This is a genomic window from Elusimicrobiota bacterium (genome assembly GCA_016180815.1).
Taxonomy (GTDB): Bacteria; Elusimicrobiota; Elusimicrobia; order JACQPE01; family JACQPE01; genus JACPAN01.
In genome coordinates this window covers 1-15,488 of the sequence record JACPAN010000015.1, presented here as the reverse complement: position 1 = coordinate 15,488, position 15,488 = coordinate 1, and the positions used below count along the sequence as shown (strand labels likewise).

Genomic DNA, 15,488 nt, shown 5'->3' with positions numbered 1-15,488 from the left:
CCGGCTAGGCCTTCACCGGCGTTTTTTGAAATTTTTCATAGCCTTCCCTCTCCAACGTTTCGACCAAGTCCGGTCCGCCGCTGGCCGCCACCGCGCCGTCGACGAGCACATGCACGAAATGCGGCCGCACAAAATCCAGCAAGCGCTGGTAGTGGGTGATCATAATCATGCCGACGCCGGGGGCCCGGGCGAATTGTTCGATGCCGCCGGCCACAACTTTCAAGGCGTCGATATCCAAACCCGAGTCGGTTTCATCCAGTAGGGCCAAGCGGGGCTTCAAGATCGACAGTTGGAGCACTTCAAGGCGTTTTTTTTCACCGCCCGAGAATCCGTCGTTGACGGCCCGGGACATGAACGCTTCCTCGATTTTTAAATCGGCCAATCTGGTTTTGACGATTTTGCGAAAATCCTTAAGCTCGGCTTCCCGGCCCAGAGCCTTCAATGAGTGGCGCAGAAAATTGGCCACGGTCACCCCGGGCACGGCTACGGGGTATTGAAAGGCGAGAAAAACGCCTTTGGCCGCCCGTTCATTTGGTTTGAGGTTCAGCAAATCTTCGCCTTTGAAAATGATTCGGCCGCGCGTCACCGTGTATTTAGGGTGTCCGGCAACGACAAAAGCCAGGGTTGATTTCCCCGAACCATTGGGGCCCATCAGCGCATGAATTTGTCCTTCCTCAACGGTCAGATTCAACCCTTTTAAAATTTCTTTTCCGTCAACATTGACCCACAAGTCCTTAACTTCAAGCAAGGTCATGATTTAACTCCTTTCCTTCTTGTTTAGAATTATCCCCAGCGCCCGGGGCGTTTCCCGGCGACATGGCCGACGAAGCCTTGAGAGCCGCCATGACGTCGGTATTCATGGTTATCGATGTTTTATTTAAAAGATCTTCCAATGTGACGCTGTTTAAAACTCGCCAGATTTCCTGATAAATGGCATGCCAGACGCTCCTGATGCTGCAGACGCCGCTCATATGAACGCATTCTTTTTTTTCTCCGGGGAATTGACGGCAGACCTCCAGATCGTTTTTAGGATGGGTCGCCAAAGCAGCCATGACCAAGGACATGGTGATTTCTTTCGGAGCGGCGGATAAGACGTAGCCGCCTTTGGGACCTCGCAAGCTTTTGAGCAACTTGGCTTTGCGTAGTAAAAACATCAGTTTTCCGACATAAGCCGTTGACAGCCCTTCTGCTTGAGCGACGGCTCCGATGTCCACGGGGCGCCCCTTGGCCACGGCGACTTGTAAGATACAGCGCAACCCGTATTCTTGCGCGGAGCTGATTTTCATATTAATGATCCCTACAGAGATATTTTAACATAACATTACTATTTTGTAAAGATTAGTTAGATGTCTAAAAGAGGGATTGAATGACAGCTTATCAAAACTCTACTTTTTCATCAAGTTATTGCATTTTAAGCAAAGCAGGATTCGGTGTTTGATTCTGGCGGCGGCCATTTTTGTGTGTTAGAGTTACAGAACCGATGAGGAAAAAATCGAATATTCGCGAGCTTTTGCTGGCGTGCTCTTTCCTTTCCGGCTGGGCGGCGCTGACGTATGAGATTTTATGGGTCCGGCTTTTTTCATTGATTTTCGGGCATACCACCTTTGCCGTATCCACAGTTTTGGCCGCGTTTATGGCCGGTCTGGCGTTGGGCAGTTTTTGGGGCGGCCGCTGGGCGGACCAACCGTTTCGTTTGCGGTTTTTGCCGAAAAGTTTTTTGTCCGGGCGGTCTCTCCTGCAAGCCTATGCCATCACCGAGATCGGGCTTGCGTTTCTGGGCGTTTTATCCGGGCCCATGATCCGCATGGTGGAATCCGCGCTTAATTATTTGGGCATCGGGCAATGGATGTTCTGGTATCAAAGCCTGGGGTGGTTCGTGGTTTTGTTCGCGTTGCTTTTGCCGGCTACTTTTTTAATGGGCGTGACCCTTCCCCTGGTCGTGGTTTGGGCCAAAAAAACGGCCCACCGGGCTTCGGAAAACATGTCCTCTTTTTACGGGGCCAATACGGCGGGGGCTGCTTTGGGCACATTATTAGCCGGTTTGGTTTTGCCGCCGTATTTAGGCATTGCTTGGTCGCTTCGTTTCGCCGCTTTTCTTAATGTGCTGGCTGCAGGCATTGCCTGGCGTTCGTATCAAATGGAGAAGAGCATGCCTGCGGAGGGGGACGATTCCGCGTCTGCTCCTGAGGACGTTTTGGAAAATGCTCCGCGGCCGGGTTATGCCAGGGTCTGCGTGATTGTCGGGTTATCCGGTTTTGCGGCCTTGCTTTTTGAGGTGGGCTGGACCCGGGCCTTGGCCTTGGTTCTAGGGTCGTCGATCTATGCTTTTACCATCATGCTGTTTACATTTCTTCTTGGGTTGGCTTTGGGCAGCGCGGCTTTCCAGTGGATGTCCAAGCGGCGTTTCGTGAATTTAGCCGGTTTAGGCTGGGTTCAATATGGGATTGCCGGCTTTTCCTTGGCCTCGATCGTTGTGTTGGGTTATTTGCCTTATCTTTTCGTGCATATTTATCCGATTTTGTCCAAATCTTTTTATTTTTTGGAAGGCGGGCATTTCATTTGTTGCGCCCTGGTCATGATTATGCCCACATTTTTAATGGGTTTGTCTTTGCCTTGGGCCTTGGCCGTGGTGGAGACCAGCGGGCGCGAGGGGTCCCGATTGGGCGGCCTTTACGCAGCCAACACGATTGGATCGATTCTGGGTTCCGTGTTGGCGGGATTTTTGCTGATTCCTTCAATCGGCGTTGAGCGCACGCTATTGTTGGGGCTGGGCGTCAACGCCCTTGCTTTTTTGGCGGCTTCGTTTCATTACTCGAGGCGCCGTCTGATCGGAACATGGGCGCCGGTCGGCGCCTTGGGGCTGCTGGCGGGGTTGTTTGCCGTGGCGCCGCGATGGAATAAAACGATCATGAGTTCCGGCATGTTTGTTTATGCCGAAGATTACGACCATAAAATTTCCTTTCGCGAACTTGTCGATACCCTAGAGGAGGACCGGCTTCTCTTCTATAAGGATGGAATATCCGCGACGATCGCTGTTTTTGAGGAGCCGTCGGGCAATCGGTATTTGCGGACCAACGGCAAAACCGACGCTTCGTCGCGCCGCGACATGGAGACCCAGCTCATGGTCGGCTATTTGCCCCTTTTTCTCCACCCCAATCCCGCGAAAGCGCTGGTCATCGGTTTCGGCAGCGGCACCAGCGCCGGCGCGGTGGTTCAAGGGGCGGCGATGGAGCGCGTTGATCAGATTGAGATTGAATCGGCCGTGTTGGCCGCGGCGCCGTATTTTCGCAAAGAAAACAATAATGTTTTGCTCAATCCAAAAATGCGGTTTCATTTGACGGACGCCCGGCATTGGCTGGCCTCCACCGAAGAGCGTTACGACGTGATTGTCTCGGAACCGTCGAATCCTTGGATCGCGGGTGTGGCAAATCTCTACAGCATCGAAGCATTTGGATTGGCGAGGCGGGCCTTGGCGCCGGGGGGCATTTTCTGCCAGTGGTTCCACAGCTATTCCATGAGCGAAAAAGACTTCAAAATGGTGCTGGCTACGTTTTTGAATGTTTTTCCCAATGCCCAGCTTTTTAATATTCGGGATGTGGATTTTTTGATCGTGGGCGCCAACGGCGATTGGGATATCGATTATGAACGTATCAGCCGGGCGCTGGCCGCAACCCCGGCGGCGGTCGCCAGTTTAACCCCCCTGGGGCTCAATCAGCCGTATCCTTTTTTGATGGAGGATTTCATGCTGGCCAACGATGATTTGCGCGCTTATATCGGAGGGCGCGTCGATTTAAATACCGACGACCGGCCGATTCTTGAATTTTCAGCGCCGAAGAGTCTTTATATGACCGGTGAGCAGAGAAAAATCAACAGGAATTTAGCTTCGGCGAAAATGCAGCGATACCCGGACGGTTTCAAGAATTTTACGCGGTTGGCCCCAGGAAAAAAAGCAGGGTCTAGAAATCGCTCTCGGCGATAAAAGCGTTTTCCAAGTGCTCCACGCTTCCGTTGCTCAAGTCAACGGCCACGGCATCGAATCGGCAAGGTGTTTCCATGGAGCGGCCCCTAAAGTGAAGATAAGTCTGAGCCAGGCGTTGCAAGCGCGCTTGTTTGGTTTTGTTGACGGCTTGCCAGGCGCCCTCTTGATCGCTCGTTCTGGATTTGACTTCGATGAAGACCACGGTGCCGTTTTTGGCTTGGGCCACAAAATCCAATTCTCCGGACCGGCAGCGCCAATTGCGATTTAAAATCGTCAAGCCCGCTTTTTGTGTCAGGTAGGATTCGGCCAAACGTTCTCCTTGCCGGCCTTTGGATTTAGACGAGCGGGAGAACAATCGTTCAAACATGAAAATTTTGGGAAGCGGGCGTTACCCTTACGAAGCGGATGTGGCTGTGGGGGAAACTTCCGTTTTAGCGGGGGTTTCCGCCGGTGTTGTTTTAACGCCGGCGGCGACTTCTTTGGAGGCTTTCGGAGTTTTATCGTCTTCCTGGAAAGCCACGGTATGCGCTTTGCCGGATAGCTGACGCATGTAATAAAGCTTGGAGCGGCGGACTTTGCCGCGGCGGACGACGGTCATGCTCGCAAAACGCGGGCTGGCCGTTGGAAAAATGCGTTCGACGCCCACGCCGAAGGAAATTTTTCGAACGGTCATGGTCTGGCTGACGCCGGACCCCCGGACTTTGATCAGCGTGCCTTCAAAGGTTTGAATGCGTTCCGAGCCCTCTTCGATGATTTTGAATTGGACGCGGATCGTATCGCCGACATTGGCGTTTTTAAACTGTCTCATGACGGGCTATTTTAGCAAATCCTTGCGTCGTTGATGGGTCAGCGAAAGGGCCTTGGCCCTGCGCCAGGCTTTAATTTGAGCATGGTGTCCGCTTAGGAGAATCCGGGGTGTTTTGCGGCCTCGCCACAGCAAAGGGCGTGTGTACTGCGGCCATTCCAAAAGTTGATTTTTGCCCTCATGGATGGAGAAGGATTCTTCGACCAGGGATTCGGCTTCCTTAATCACCCCCGGGACGAATCGGGCAACAGCCTCGATGACGGCCATGGCCGGCACTTCGCCGCCCATGGTCACAAAATCGCCGATAGAAAGTTCCCCGTCGAAATAAGGCCTGACCCGCTCATCCACGCCTTCATAGTGGCCGGCCAGCAGAACAAGGGCTCGTTGTCCGGCTAAACGTCGGGCCGATTCCGGGCCCAGCCGCGTTCCGCGAGGGGAAAGAATGAGGCCGAGCGGTTTCTTTTGAAGTTTGGCGAGGCAGTTTTTTTTCACGAAGGTCAGGCTTTGGTAAATGGGTTCGGCCATTAAAACCATGCCCGGACCGCCGCCATAAGGCCGGTCATCCGCCTGAGCGTGCGGGCCCTGGGCGAAGTCGCGGATATTATGAGCGTGGATCGAAATCAGGCCGCTCTGGATGGCTTTGCCGATTAAGCTTGTTTTTAGGAAAGAATTGAAAGCTTCCGGAAAAAGAGAAAGGATTTCAAAGCGCATGATTGGACTCATCAGCACCGGCCGCCGGGCCGTTTGCTGATTAGTTGAGGATTTTTTCTTTGCGCAGAAGACGGCCGGCTGCGGGTGAAAGCTGGGCGCCGTTTTTAATCCAGGTGTCCAGACGCTCTTTTTTGAAGTTTTTGACTTTCTCACCGTCTTTGGCTTTGGGGTTGTATGAGCCCAAAACCTCAAGGGGAGGAGTGTTGGTTCCGCGCGTCGATTCAACGGCCACAAGCCGGAAATGAGCCGCTTTGGGTTTACCGATCCTCTGAAAACGAATAGCAACCATTAATTTCTCCTAGGGATAATCATTATATCATGAAACCGCGTTTCACGGCGGGCTCGATTCACCTTCCCAGAGTTTTTTGAATAGCCTCAACCAGGCGCGGGACCGTCCGGCTGGGGTCTTCCCGGTACAAGGCCGACCCGACTACCAGCACATTGGCCCCGGCTTGAACGACTTTTGGGATGGTCGTTTCGCTGATGCCGCCGTCCACCTCGAGCCAGCGCGGGCCGGAGCCGCCCAGGAGCGCGCTGGCTTGGGCTACCTTGGGGACGCATTCTTCGATAAAGCTTTGTCCTGCGAATCCGGGATTAACGGTCATGACCAGTAGAAGATCGATCAGGGGCAGCAATTCCTTGGTCCGGTCGACCGGCGTATCCGGCCGCAAGGCCAAACCAGTTTTTTTGCCGAGCTTGCGTATCAATTGCAGGCATTCCTCGGCCGGATCGTCGGCTTCAAAATGCACGGTGATCAAATCCGCGCCTTTTTCCGCGAACACGGGGAGAAGGTTTTTGGGGCGGCTCACCATCAAGTGAACGTCCACGAACAAAGAGCTTTTCTTTTTGATTTGAGCGACGACGTCGGGCCCGAAGGACAAATTGGGCGTGAAATGTCCGTCCATAACGTCGACTTGAACCCATTCCACGGCTTTGGTGTCTTCGGCGCGTTTTAAATCGCGTTCCAAATTCAGAGGATCGGCGCCCAAAATGCTGGCGGCGAGGATGATTTTGGATTCACGTTTGGGGTTTTGCTGTTTCGATGTTTGTTCAAGGGCCATGGGCATGATTCCTCCGTTTATTTTAGAGTGCGTTCTTCGGTGAAAACCCCGTCCAGATAAATTCTGATGCGGGCCTGCTCTTTCGCCGCGATTTGGCCGACCGGCGCGCGGACTTTTTCACCCGGCCCGGCGCGTCCGTGAAAGATTTGTTTTTCGCCGCCCTTGCCGAGCATTTTGAAGACGACTTCCCGGTCGCGCAGGGGCTTGGCCGGCAGCGTGAATTCGATGACCGGGCCCTCCGGAGACGACGACAAGTTGCGGGCCACGGTCAGCTCGAGGGTGGTCCGCGTGAGGTTTGAGTTTTTGTCTAAAACAGCATCGGGTTTTAAGTTTTGTTTGAGAACATTGCGGTCGGCCGCGCCTGCGGCGTTCCATTCCTCGTGCACGCGAAAGCCCAGCCCGTTATTGTTCGCCCAGGCGATGGCCGTTTCAGCGTCTTTATTCGTGAAATCCGGCACAATCAGTTTATCCGCCGGCGGTTCGCCGAGGCTGATGGTCAGATTGATTAATTCCCCCTTTTCCGCCAAGCCCAGCGGCTTTGGGTCCTGATCAACCACATAGCTTTTGGGCTGCTTGAGCGAGTAAATTTCAGCGGTTTCCCCCAGCGCCAGTTGGGCCGTCCGGATTTCGATTTCCGCTTTTCTCAGCGGCATGCCGATTAATTCAGGAACCGCTATTTTTTCGCTGCCCAAGGAAACAGCCACGCGGATGATTTTCCCTTCGCGGACTTTGGCGCCGGGCAAGGGGTGCTGTTTTAAAATCGCGCCCGCCGGTAAATCCGGGGCGTATTCATCAGCTTCCTTGGCCATGGCTAAGCCCAGGCGCGAGACGATGGTGATGGCCTGATTCAGCGGCCTGTTCCTTAAATCCGGAACCTCGACTTCTTTTCTGGCATGGACAATGGAGCGCATCAGGTATTCCAGGGCTCCGTAACCTGCGCCAAGGACAACGGCGGTTTGAAGCAAGAAGAGAAGCCACCACCCCAGCAACCGTTTAATAATGTCCATGAATCAAGCGTCGATCAATAAATCAGTTTGGGGAATTCCGGGCCCCCGGTTTTGCGGGATTGAAGGCCCAGGCGTTCGGCCATCACTTTTAAACGTTCTACGCGCTTGTTGACCGGAGGATGGGTTGAGAACAACGACATCAAACTCTCTCCTCTTAAGGGATTGGCGATTAAGAGATGGGCCGTAGTCGGGTTAGGCTGCCAGGGCACGGCCCGCGCCGCCTGATGGATTTTGACCAAGGCATCGGCCAGGGCCAGGGGATCATCGCAGAGGTCCGCGCCGCCGCGATCCGCTTCATATTCCCGGCTTCGGGAAACGGCCATTTGAATGAGCATGGCCGCCAGAGGAGCGAAAATGACCACAGCCAGAGTGGCTAAGGGGTGTCCCCCGCGCTCATCGTTTCTGCGTCCGCCGCCGAAATACATGCCCCATTGCGCGATGCGGGCCAATGTGTAGACGACGCCCGCCAAAATAGCGGCGATGGTGGAAATTAAAATATCCCGGTGCAGAACATGGGAAATTTCATGGGCCAAAACCCCGCGCAGTTCGCGCGGGGAAAGCACGCGCATAATGCCCTCGGTCACGGCCACGACCGCATTCGCCGGATTTCTTCCCGTGGCAAACGCATTGGCCATGGGCCCCGGGATGATATAGACCCTGGGCACGGGGATATTGGCTTTTTGGGCCAATTCAGCAACCATATCGTGAAGATCGGGGAATTTTTCTTTGGAGGCCGGTTTGGCTCCGTACATGGCCAAGACGATTTTATCCGAGAAAAAGTAGGCGATCAGATTGGAGGCCACGGCAAAAACCAGACCCATCATCAGGCCGCCGCGTCCGCCCGCTAATTCGCCGACCAAGAGCATCAGGCCGGTTAAGGCCAGCATTAGCAAGAATGTTCGAAAGTATTTAAATGCCATATTTAAGGTTGCCTCCCTTTGATCCCCTGGAGAAAGGCCCAGGCGGACATGGCGCGGCCGCCTTCGGGCCGCAACTCGTGAATCATTAATTCGCCCGATCCACATTTTATGAAAAACCCAAGAGGGCGCTCAATGCGCGTGATTTCGCCGGCGCCTCCCTCTCCGGGATGCTGGTCAGCGCCGGCCTTGGCTTTTAAAATTTGAACCGGACGGCCTTCAATAGTGGCCCGGCAAGTGGGCCAGGCTGAAAAAGCTCGGATTTTTCGTTCGAGGACGTGGGCGGGCTCCGACCAATTGAGTTGGCCGTCATTTTTGTTTAAACGCTTCGCATAGGTGGCCAAAGACTCGTTTTGAGGAGTTTTCAAAGCCCTGCCTTGTTCGATCAGCGTCAATGCTTCAGGCAAAAGTTCGGTCCCGATATCCGTTAAACGCTCCAAAAGTTCAGGCGCGGTTTCTTCAGGTTTGACCGGCGTTCCCCGTTGGATTAAGATCGGGCCTGTGTCCATGCCTTCATCAAGCCAGAAAATCGTGACCCCGGTTACGTCCAAACCTTCCAGAATCGCGTATTCTGCGGGGGCCGCTCCGCGCAGCTTGGGCAACAGAGAGAAATGAACATTGATAAAACCTTTTTTTGGGATTTCAAGGATGCGTTTGGGCAGAATTTTTCCATAAGCCACGACAACGCCTAGATCCGGCGCCATGGTTCGCCACGCTTTTTCGTGTTGATCATCGAGTTGTTCAGGCTCAAAAACCGGCCTCAAATTCAATTCCTGAGCCAGGGATTTGACGGGAGACGGCGTTTTTTCCAGACCGCGGCCTTTAGGTTTGTCGGCCCGCGTGATAATGCCGGCAATGTCGTTGGGGCGGGCTTGATGAAGCGCGGCCAAATGCCGGGCCGCCGTTTGGGGTGTTCCGAAAAAAAGTAGTTTCAATCCGCGACGAGAGCCGGGCGGGTCGTGACCTGCCGCTCCCAAATCGTTTGATAGCGCTTGATTTCTTTCTGGACGTTGACTTTTTGCATGATGGAGAGCCGGTCCACGAAAAGTTTGCCGTCGAGATGATCGATTTCATGTTGGAGCGCGCGGGCCAAGAGCCCTGTCCCCCGGATTTCCCAAGGCATGCCCTTTTGGTCATAACACAAAACCCGCGCCTTGGCCGCGCGGCCTAGGCGTTTATAAATGCCGGGCAAGGACAAGCAGCCCTCCGGCTCCTCTTGTTTGCCTTCCAAAGCCGTCAGTTTTGGGTTGATAAGGACCAAGCGTCTGGATTGCCCGCCCGGGCGAACGTCGATGACCGCCAGACGAAGCGGAATGCCAATTTGATTGGCGGCCAAGCCCACGCCGCTGACCGCGTACATGGTCTCGAACATGTCTTCGACCAGTTTGCTCAACTCATCCGACCAGCCTTCCACTTTTTTGGACTTGGTCTTTAAAACCTTTTCAGGGTACTTGGTGATGCGCAAAACAGCCATGGGTGGTATTTTAGTATTTGCGTCGGGGATTCTTCATTGAGAATGGGCCCAAGCCGTCGGCGCGTTCCATTGATTTTTCGGTATGCGCAGGACGGTGTCCAAGCCTTCCCATCCGATCCAGAGCGATGTGTTGGCGAAGGCGCCCGCGCCCACGGGGCTGCGTTGATCGAGCAGAGGAAACTTAAACGTCGCCAGGGTGTCCAAGCGTTGAGAAATTTGGGTTTTGATGATGGTGGATGTTTCCGCATCCAAGAGGAAGAGTTTGTTGCCGTCTTTGCCGATGGCCACCGGCGCAGCCGCCGGTGAATGAAAGGCGGCCTCGATGGTTTTGGGCGGTTGATGATGCCAGTAAATTTTTTGCTCCTGGCTGTCCGCACTGATCAAGCGTTCGCCGTCGAAATACAGGCAGGAAGGGGAGGGACCCGGCGAGGGGAAGATGTCCATGATTTCAAAAGAGGGCTCGATTCGGTGCTGATAAATCACTTTTTTCCAGGAATCCGCGGTAAATGCGAATTCTCCGGCAATGGCCAGGCCCGAAAGGTGAATGCCTTTGACCGGGTAGGTTTTTTCGAGGACCAAGGTTTTCCCTTCAAGGCGGTAGCGATGAATTTCTTCGTCAAGCCAGTCGGCCACCCAAAGCCGATCATTGCTCCAGACCATGGCCGAAGGATGCTTCGAGGCCAAGGGGTAGGATTTCATCGGGTCGCGATTGATGAAGCGATGGGCTGCGATGGTGAGAACAGCCAGCATGAATCCGGCAAGCGCCGCAAGGATTAAATTTTTTTGAAATGATTTTTTGCCTGTTCCTTGGGGGAGCGGGGCCGTTGTCGGGCGCTCGGGCGGCGGGGATAGTTTTTCGGCCAGGCGCCGTTCGTACAGGCTTTGGCTTGTTTTTAATTGCCGTTCGGACAACGTGCGCTCGATGGCCGCGGCTAAATCGCGGTTATGGAACGGCTTGGTGAAGCAATCCGTGGCCCCGAGACTCATGACCTGACGCAAGGCTTCTTCATGCCCGTAACCGGTGATGATGAATACCGGCAAGTCCGCGGAGCGCTTCCTGATTTTTTCCAGAATTTCCACGCCGTCCATGCCCGGCAGGCGCAAATCCAGCAGCACCAAATCAGCCGGGTTTTGATCCAAGGCGCCCAGGGCCGAGGAGCCGTCCCCCGCCTCAAGCACGCTGTGGCCGAGCTCCTCTAAAAGTTGGCGCATGGCCAGGCGCATATCCGCTTCGTCATCGATGATTAAAATTTTTGCCATCGTTTAGGGCTTGCCCTTACGTTTTTTCCGCGACGCCTGCCGGCAGCGTTAATTCTACCGCTGTTCCTTGCCCTTGTATGCTTTCAATGCGCAATTCGCCTTGATGGGCGCGGATAATGCGTTTGGCAATGGCCAGGCCCAATCCTACGCCGCCCGGCTTGGTGGTGAAAAAAGGGTGCCCAAGCATGGGGCGGTGTTCCGGCCGTATGCCGGCGCCCGTGTCTCGAATAATAACAGCCGCCAGTTCGCTGCTTCGAGGGGCCGCTCCAATGGCCAGGCGCCCGCCGCCGGGCATGGCCTCGATCGCGTTAAAGAGAATATTCAGCAGCGCAATTTTGACGTGTTTACGGTCGGCCGAAGCGACAAGCCCTTCATCCGGAAGATTTTCAATTAATTCGATGCCTCGGGCCCGGCAATGTCCGGTGATGAGCAAAGACATTTCTTTCAACAAACGTTTGACCGGCCAGCTCTCTCGGTTGAGATGAAGCGGGCGGCAAAAATCCATGATTTCTTCCAGGCGTTTGGCTAATGAAGCCACTGAAGCCAGAACAGCCCGCTGTCGCGCCGTTTCTTTTTTTGAAATCCATTTGTTCTGCAAGGAGGCTTCGGCCGAGGCTTGGATAATGCCCAGAGGATTGCGAACCTGATGCGCGATATTTAAGGCCAGTTCATGGATGAATTCATTGCCGTCTGATTGCTGGCGCTCCAATTCGTTTTTCACGCCGGTTACATTTTTTTCAAGGCGCCGGAGGTGTTCTTTGAGGGCGGCTGTTTCCCGTTCGCGTTCGGAAACGGTTTGAAGCAGGGCCGCGCGTTCGCGCGTCAATTGCGCGACCTCTTGATGAAGCTGTGCTAAAGAGCGCGTATCGGATAGGGTCATGGGTTGGCCTCCTCATTTAAAGCCGGGATGATTAAAATTTGCCCCGGTGTGGTTTCACCGCCGCGGCGCAAACGGCCTTCGTTGGCTTTGTAAATTTTGGTCCATTGCGACTCATCGTCGTAATATTCGCGGGCCAGAGATTTGAGCGTATCCCCGGTTTTCACCGTATGCAAATGCATACGGTCAGCCGCCGGAACCCGTTGTTCCTCGGCCTTTATTTGGCGTTCTTCCAAGGCTTTTAAAGCCGCGCGCTCGCGTTCCCTGGCGGCCTTTGTTTCCTGGCGCGTTGTTTCCAAAAGCTCCTGAATGCCCTTGAGCTGGGTTTTAAGAGCCTCGAGTTCCGCGGCCGAAGCCCCAAAGGCGGCGCTGGCCGTGGACGCATGGATGCCGGCCTCGAATGTATACCCAAAGCGCTCGAGCGCGGATTCCAGCTGGCGCAAGCGGACCTCCTTTTCCCTCAATTGGGTTCTGGCTTTATTCAATTCTTCGGTCAAAATAGCGGATTCCTCGGGCGTCAAGGCTTCGGCTTGGGCCGTCAATGATTTTTTAGGACGCTCCCCGAAAGGAACGCTGATGGACACCCGATGGCTGCCGTTCGTGGATTCGATGCCGGAAAGCGGCAGGTTGATGGAATAATCCAAGGCGAAGGATTTAGCCCGCAATCCGAATCCCGCGGTGACTTGGCGCACGCTTCGATTGCCGAAAATGAATCCGGCCCGGCCCGCGATGCGGCCGTCAAATACCCAGCGCTCGGCCCCGGCCTTTAGGCTTTGCTCGTTCAACTGCCGGAACAGTTGAATGGCGATATTGGCTTGGGGCCGGTGATGGGCGAAGCCTAATTCATGGATGGGCGCGATCGGGTCCGGGTCTTTTAAGCCGATATCAGGGCTGTTGATGTTGGCGCTGCGATAAGCCAAAGAATAACCGGGCAGGCCCCGGTACAACAGGCCGAGATCCAAGCCTAGGGCCGAAGCCTGGGTCCCGTATGTTTTGAAAAAAGGATTGGCCCCTGCCGTCGGATCGGCGCCGAGTTTGAAAGTTGTTTTCAGCATTTTTAGGGTGGCGCCCCCATAGAGTTTGGGCAGGCCCCACGGCCAAATTTCTTTTCCGTAAGCCAGGGCGAATGTGTCCTCGCTGTAGAATTGCACCAGGCTGAAATTCATCCAGCCTGCGCCGATGGTGCCCATGTGTTTCCTGCGCCGGTGCAGCGGCCGGGTATAGCTTAAAAAGCCCGTGCCCAGATTGGAGGAATCCCAAAGCCCCAGGTACAACCGCGAATACCCGCTGGCGAATTCTTGATGCTCGATGAAGCCCAAGCCCGCGGGATTGACGAACGGAGCGTGCGCGTCATCTGCAATGGCCGCGAACGCGCCGCCCATGGCCGAGGGCCGCGCTCCGGGCAAATTTTCTTCGAACGCGGGGTAAAGTTCAGGCGTTGAAAACGCCATAAACAAAAGCAGCATCGTCGGAATCTTCAACGACGGCCGCCAGTTTGTTTTCATCGGGCCAGCACCACCGTGCCGTTGAATATTTTTCCTTCGGCTTTGAGTTGGTACAGATAAACGCCGCCGGGGGCCGCATTCCCCTCTGAATCCCGGCCGTCCCAAACATAGGCCGTGCCGTCGCTGGAAACGCTCATTTGCGCCACCAAGGCGCCGCGCAAATTGTAAATCCTGGCTTCGCTGACCTGACTGTCTTTGGGGTTGGCAAAACGGATGGCGAGTTGATTATTTGGGGGCGCTCCGGCCGGAGTGAAAATTTTTCGGGGCTCAAGACCAAGGATGGTGAATTCCGTGGCGCCCAGCGTGCTGCGAAGGGCGTAGAGGCCAGTGCGTTGAGTCGGGGTTTGCGCGGTTTTCTCTTGCGCGTTGATGGAGCTCGATAAACGAATCCACTCCGCGCCGTTGAAATAAAAGACCCCGGTATTGTTGATGTCCGATGGGCTGATCTCGGCCGCGGCTTGAAAAAGACCCGATCCTTGAACCGGTATTTTAAAAACGCATTCCACGGGTCCCGCAAAACGGTAGTGTTCGATTTTTTGCCCGGCCGGAGTCGTCACGACGATCTCATAACTGGTCAGGGCTTTTCCGGTTTCCTGATCATTGCGCCGCGTCAAACTGACCGCGATGTCTTCGCCGAGTTGGGAGCCCTCTTTGGTCAACAGATGCGAGGGGATCAAAAGCGTCATGCCCCCGTCTGAGGCCAGGATTTCGGTTTTGATGTCTTGGGCGCTTAATAGGGCGTTGGAAAGCTCGCTGGTATTGTGATTGAAATCGATGGCTTGGACCTTATAGTAATAGGCCGAATAAGCGATGGAATTGGGATCGGTCCAAGAATTGATCCAAGAGGACACATGGATTTGAAAATCAAAAGGGCCGCCGGAGGACGTTGATCGATAGATGAAATAGTCGCTTAAATCGTCGGTGGCTGAGCCGTCGGCATTGTTGACGACCGGGCTCCAGGATAATGTGAATTGTTTGCCCCACGAACCGTTTAATCCCGCCGGCGCTCTGGGCGCGATATTTTCCAGCGTGCTTGTCCCGGGCAGCACCGTGTACGCGGTTTTGATGTTTCGATTGTTGACGGCTTTGACGCGGAGATGGTGGAAAAGAAGCGGGGTCAGGTTATAAAACGTGACCGCATGGGACAGGGTTGTTTGGCTGTCCCAAATTGCTCCGAACGCGGCATCCGTGCTGATTTGAGCCCGGTAGACGGTCCAGGGCGGGTTGGCGTTGGCGTCCCAGGCTGCGGTCATCGAAGTTTTGAAAACGCTCAGGATGGTTGTCACGGCGGTGGACGGGGGATTGGCCAAGGTAGAGGTTGATCCGAGTTCGGTGTAAGAGGTTTCTGTGCCGTCTAAATTGCGCGCTTTAACCCGGCTGTAATACGTGGCATTGACCGCCAAGCCGGTGAAGTCGGCTAGCAGAGCCGTGGTGGTTTTGGTTTGGTCGATGGACGCAAAGGCGGCGTTATCATCGATCTCCGTAATATAGAGCGTGTTTCCGGACGGATTATCGTTGGCCGTCCAATTGGCGCGCAGCGCCGTTGGGGTGACATCGCTGAACGCGCTTGCGCCTGGCGGCCCGGCTTTGGTGATGGTTGAACCCAGCGCGGCATAAATCGTTTTAATATCACGATGATTTTTTGCTTTGGCGCGGGCGAAGTAGGTGGTGTTGGATACCAGGCCGCTAAACGAGGCTTGAGTGAGCAGGGTGGCGGAAGAAAACGTCAGAGCCGCAGGAAAAGTATCAGCGTTTGAAATTTCTGCGATATAAACAGTGCCGGTTGGATTGCTGTTGGCCTGCCATTGGAAGGCGAGCGAGGAGACGTTGACCGCGCTGAAGGTGGAGACTTCGGTGATGGGAGGATTGGCCAAGGTGGCGGTGGAGCCCAG

General features: G+C 54.7%; 16 protein-coding genes. 1 reads left to right on the top strand and 15 read right to left on the bottom strand.

All coding sequences use genetic code 11. The annotated features are described in order from the left end of the window. Positions 1 to 4 precede the first annotated feature (4 nt). Together sufC and HYT79_07940 are read right to left on the bottom strand one after the other, a co-directional pair. Positions 5 to 754 (bottom strand): Fe-S cluster assembly ATPase SufC, encoded by a 750-nt coding sequence (gene sufC / locus HYT79_07945; protein ID MBI2070524.1) that lies wholly within the window; start codon positions 752 to 754, stop codon positions 5 to 7. After that, positions 741 to 1,286, bottom strand: a complete 546-nt coding sequence (locus tag HYT79_07940) for an Rrf2 family transcriptional regulator (GenBank protein MBI2070523.1) — start codon at positions 1,284 to 1,286, stop codon at positions 741 to 743. Before HYT79_07940 ends, sufC begins: the two co-directional genes overlap by 14 nt. A gap of 194 nt (positions 1,287 to 1,480) precedes the next feature. Between HYT79_07940 and HYT79_07935 the strand changes: the two genes are divergently transcribed. After that, positions 1,481 to 3,979 (top strand): fused MFS/spermidine synthase, encoded by a 2,499-nt coding sequence (locus tag HYT79_07935; GenBank protein MBI2070522.1) that lies wholly within the window; start codon positions 1,481 to 1,483, stop codon positions 3,977 to 3,979. Here the strand turns inward: HYT79_07935 and HYT79_07930 are convergent. From HYT79_07930 to HYT79_07870, 13 genes are all read right to left on the bottom strand, one after another. After that, positions 3,957 to 4,346, bottom strand: coding sequence for a YraN family protein (locus tag HYT79_07930; protein ID MBI2070521.1), 390 nt, complete (start codon positions 4,344 to 4,346; stop codon positions 3,957 to 3,959). The two genes, HYT79_07935 and HYT79_07930, sit on opposite strands and share 23 nt — an antisense overlap. A gap of 27 nt (positions 4,347 to 4,373) precedes the next feature. Continuing rightward, positions 4,374 to 4,787 (bottom strand): 50S ribosomal protein L19, encoded by a 414-nt coding sequence (gene rplS, locus HYT79_07925; protein ID MBI2070520.1) that lies wholly within the window; start codon positions 4,785 to 4,787, stop codon positions 4,374 to 4,376. A gap of 6 nt (positions 4,788 to 4,793) precedes the next feature. Beyond that, positions 4,794 to 5,507 (bottom strand): tRNA (guanosine(37)-N1)-methyltransferase TrmD, encoded by a 714-nt coding sequence (trmD, locus tag HYT79_07920; GenBank protein MBI2070519.1) that lies wholly within the window; start codon positions 5,505 to 5,507, stop codon positions 4,794 to 4,796. Positions 5,508 to 5,535: 28 nt separating this feature from the next. Then, positions 5,536 to 5,784: a 30S ribosomal protein S16 gene (gene rpsP / locus HYT79_07915; GenBank protein MBI2070518.1), complete on the bottom strand. Its 249-nt coding sequence runs from the start codon at positions 5,782 to 5,784 to the stop codon at positions 5,536 to 5,538. Between the two features lie 58 nt (positions 5,785 to 5,842). Then, entirely contained in the window at positions 5,843 to 6,556 is a 714-nt protein-coding gene (gene rpe / locus HYT79_07910) for a ribulose-phosphate 3-epimerase (GenBank protein ID MBI2070517.1), read from the bottom strand. Between the two features lie 17 nt (positions 6,557 to 6,573). Next, positions 6,574 to 7,563: a PASTA domain-containing protein gene (locus HYT79_07905; GenBank protein MBI2070516.1), complete on the bottom strand. Its 990-nt coding sequence runs from the start codon at positions 7,561 to 7,563 to the stop codon at positions 6,574 to 6,576. Between the two features lie 14 nt (positions 7,564 to 7,577). After that, positions 7,578 to 8,483 carry a zinc metalloprotease HtpX gene (locus HYT79_07900; GenBank protein MBI2070515.1) on the bottom strand — a complete coding sequence of 302 codons (906 nt, stop codon included), beginning with the start codon at positions 8,481 to 8,483 and terminating at the stop codon, positions 7,578 to 7,580. Positions 8,484 to 8,485: 2 nt separating this feature from the next. After that, the gene (locus HYT79_07895) at positions 8,486 to 9,415 is read right to left on the bottom strand and encodes a methionyl-tRNA formyltransferase (GenBank protein MBI2070514.1); all 930 of its coding nucleotides are present in this window, start codon (positions 9,413 to 9,415) and stop codon (positions 8,486 to 8,488) included. After that, positions 9,412 to 9,954, bottom strand: coding sequence for a peptide deformylase (def, locus tag HYT79_07890; GenBank protein ID MBI2070513.1), 543 nt, complete (start codon positions 9,952 to 9,954; stop codon positions 9,412 to 9,414). The genes HYT79_07895 and def overlap by 4 nt, the downstream gene beginning before the upstream one ends. A 33-nt stretch (positions 9,955 to 9,987) precedes the next feature. Further along, entirely contained in the window at positions 9,988 to 11,214 is a 1,227-nt protein-coding gene (locus HYT79_07885; GenBank protein ID MBI2070512.1) for a response regulator, read from the bottom strand. 16 nt (positions 11,215 to 11,230) lie between these two features. Further along, positions 11,231 to 12,094, bottom strand: a complete 864-nt coding sequence (locus HYT79_07880; protein ID MBI2070511.1) for a hypothetical protein — start codon at positions 12,092 to 12,094, stop codon at positions 11,231 to 11,233. Beyond that, positions 12,091 to 13,596: a LysM peptidoglycan-binding domain-containing protein gene (locus HYT79_07875; GenBank protein MBI2070510.1), complete on the bottom strand. Its 1,506-nt coding sequence runs from the start codon at positions 13,594 to 13,596 to the stop codon at positions 12,091 to 12,093. Before HYT79_07875 ends, HYT79_07880 begins: the two co-directional genes overlap by 4 nt. After that, positions 13,593 to 15,488: hypothetical protein (locus HYT79_07870; GenBank protein MBI2070509.1), on the bottom strand; the 1,896-nt coding region annotated here is incomplete at its 5' end. The genes HYT79_07875 and HYT79_07870, both read right to left, overlap by 4 nt.

Coding starts and splice junctions, on each gene's coding strand:
- sufC (MBI2070524.1), bottom strand. CDS start 754: ATGACCTTGCTTGAAGTTAAGGACTTGTGGGTCAATGTTGACGGAAAA.
- HYT79_07940 (MBI2070523.1), bottom strand. CDS start 1,286: ATGAAAATCAGCTCCGCGCAAGAATACGGGTTGCGCTGTATCTTACAA.
- HYT79_07935 (MBI2070522.1), top strand. CDS start 1,481: ATGAGGAAAAAATCGAATATTCGCGAGCTTTTGCTGGCGTGCTCTTTC.
- HYT79_07930 (MBI2070521.1), bottom strand. CDS start 4,346: ATGTTTGAACGATTGTTCTCCCGCTCGTCTAAATCCAAAGGCCGGCAA.
- rplS (MBI2070520.1), bottom strand. CDS start 4,787: ATGAGACAGTTTAAAAACGCCAATGTCGGCGATACGATCCGCGTCCAA.
- trmD (MBI2070519.1), bottom strand. CDS start 5,507: ATGAGTCCAATCATGCGCTTTGAAATCCTTTCTCTTTTTCCGGAAGCT.
- rpsP (MBI2070518.1), bottom strand. CDS start 5,784: ATGGTTGCTATTCGTTTTCAGAGGATCGGTAAACCCAAAGCGGCTCAT.
- rpe (MBI2070517.1), bottom strand. CDS start 6,556: ATGGCCCTTGAACAAACATCGAAACAGCAAAACCCCAAACGTGAATCC.
- HYT79_07905 (MBI2070516.1), bottom strand. CDS start 7,563: ATGGACATTATTAAACGGTTGCTGGGGTGGTGGCTTCTCTTCTTGCTT.
- HYT79_07900 (MBI2070515.1), bottom strand. CDS start 8,483: ATGGCATTTAAATACTTTCGAACATTCTTGCTAATGCTGGCCTTAACC.
- def (MBI2070513.1), bottom strand. CDS start 9,954: ATGGCTGTTTTGCGCATCACCAAGTACCCTGAAAAGGTTTTAAAGACC.
- HYT79_07885 (MBI2070512.1), bottom strand. CDS start 11,214: ATGGCAAAAATTTTAATCATCGATGACGAAGCGGATATGCGCCTGGCC.
- HYT79_07880 (MBI2070511.1), bottom strand. CDS start 12,094: ATGACCCTATCCGATACGCGCTCTTTAGCACAGCTTCATCAAGAGGTC.
- HYT79_07875 (MBI2070510.1), bottom strand. CDS start 13,596: ATGAAAACAAACTGGCGGCCGTCGTTGAAGATTCCGACGATGCTGCTT.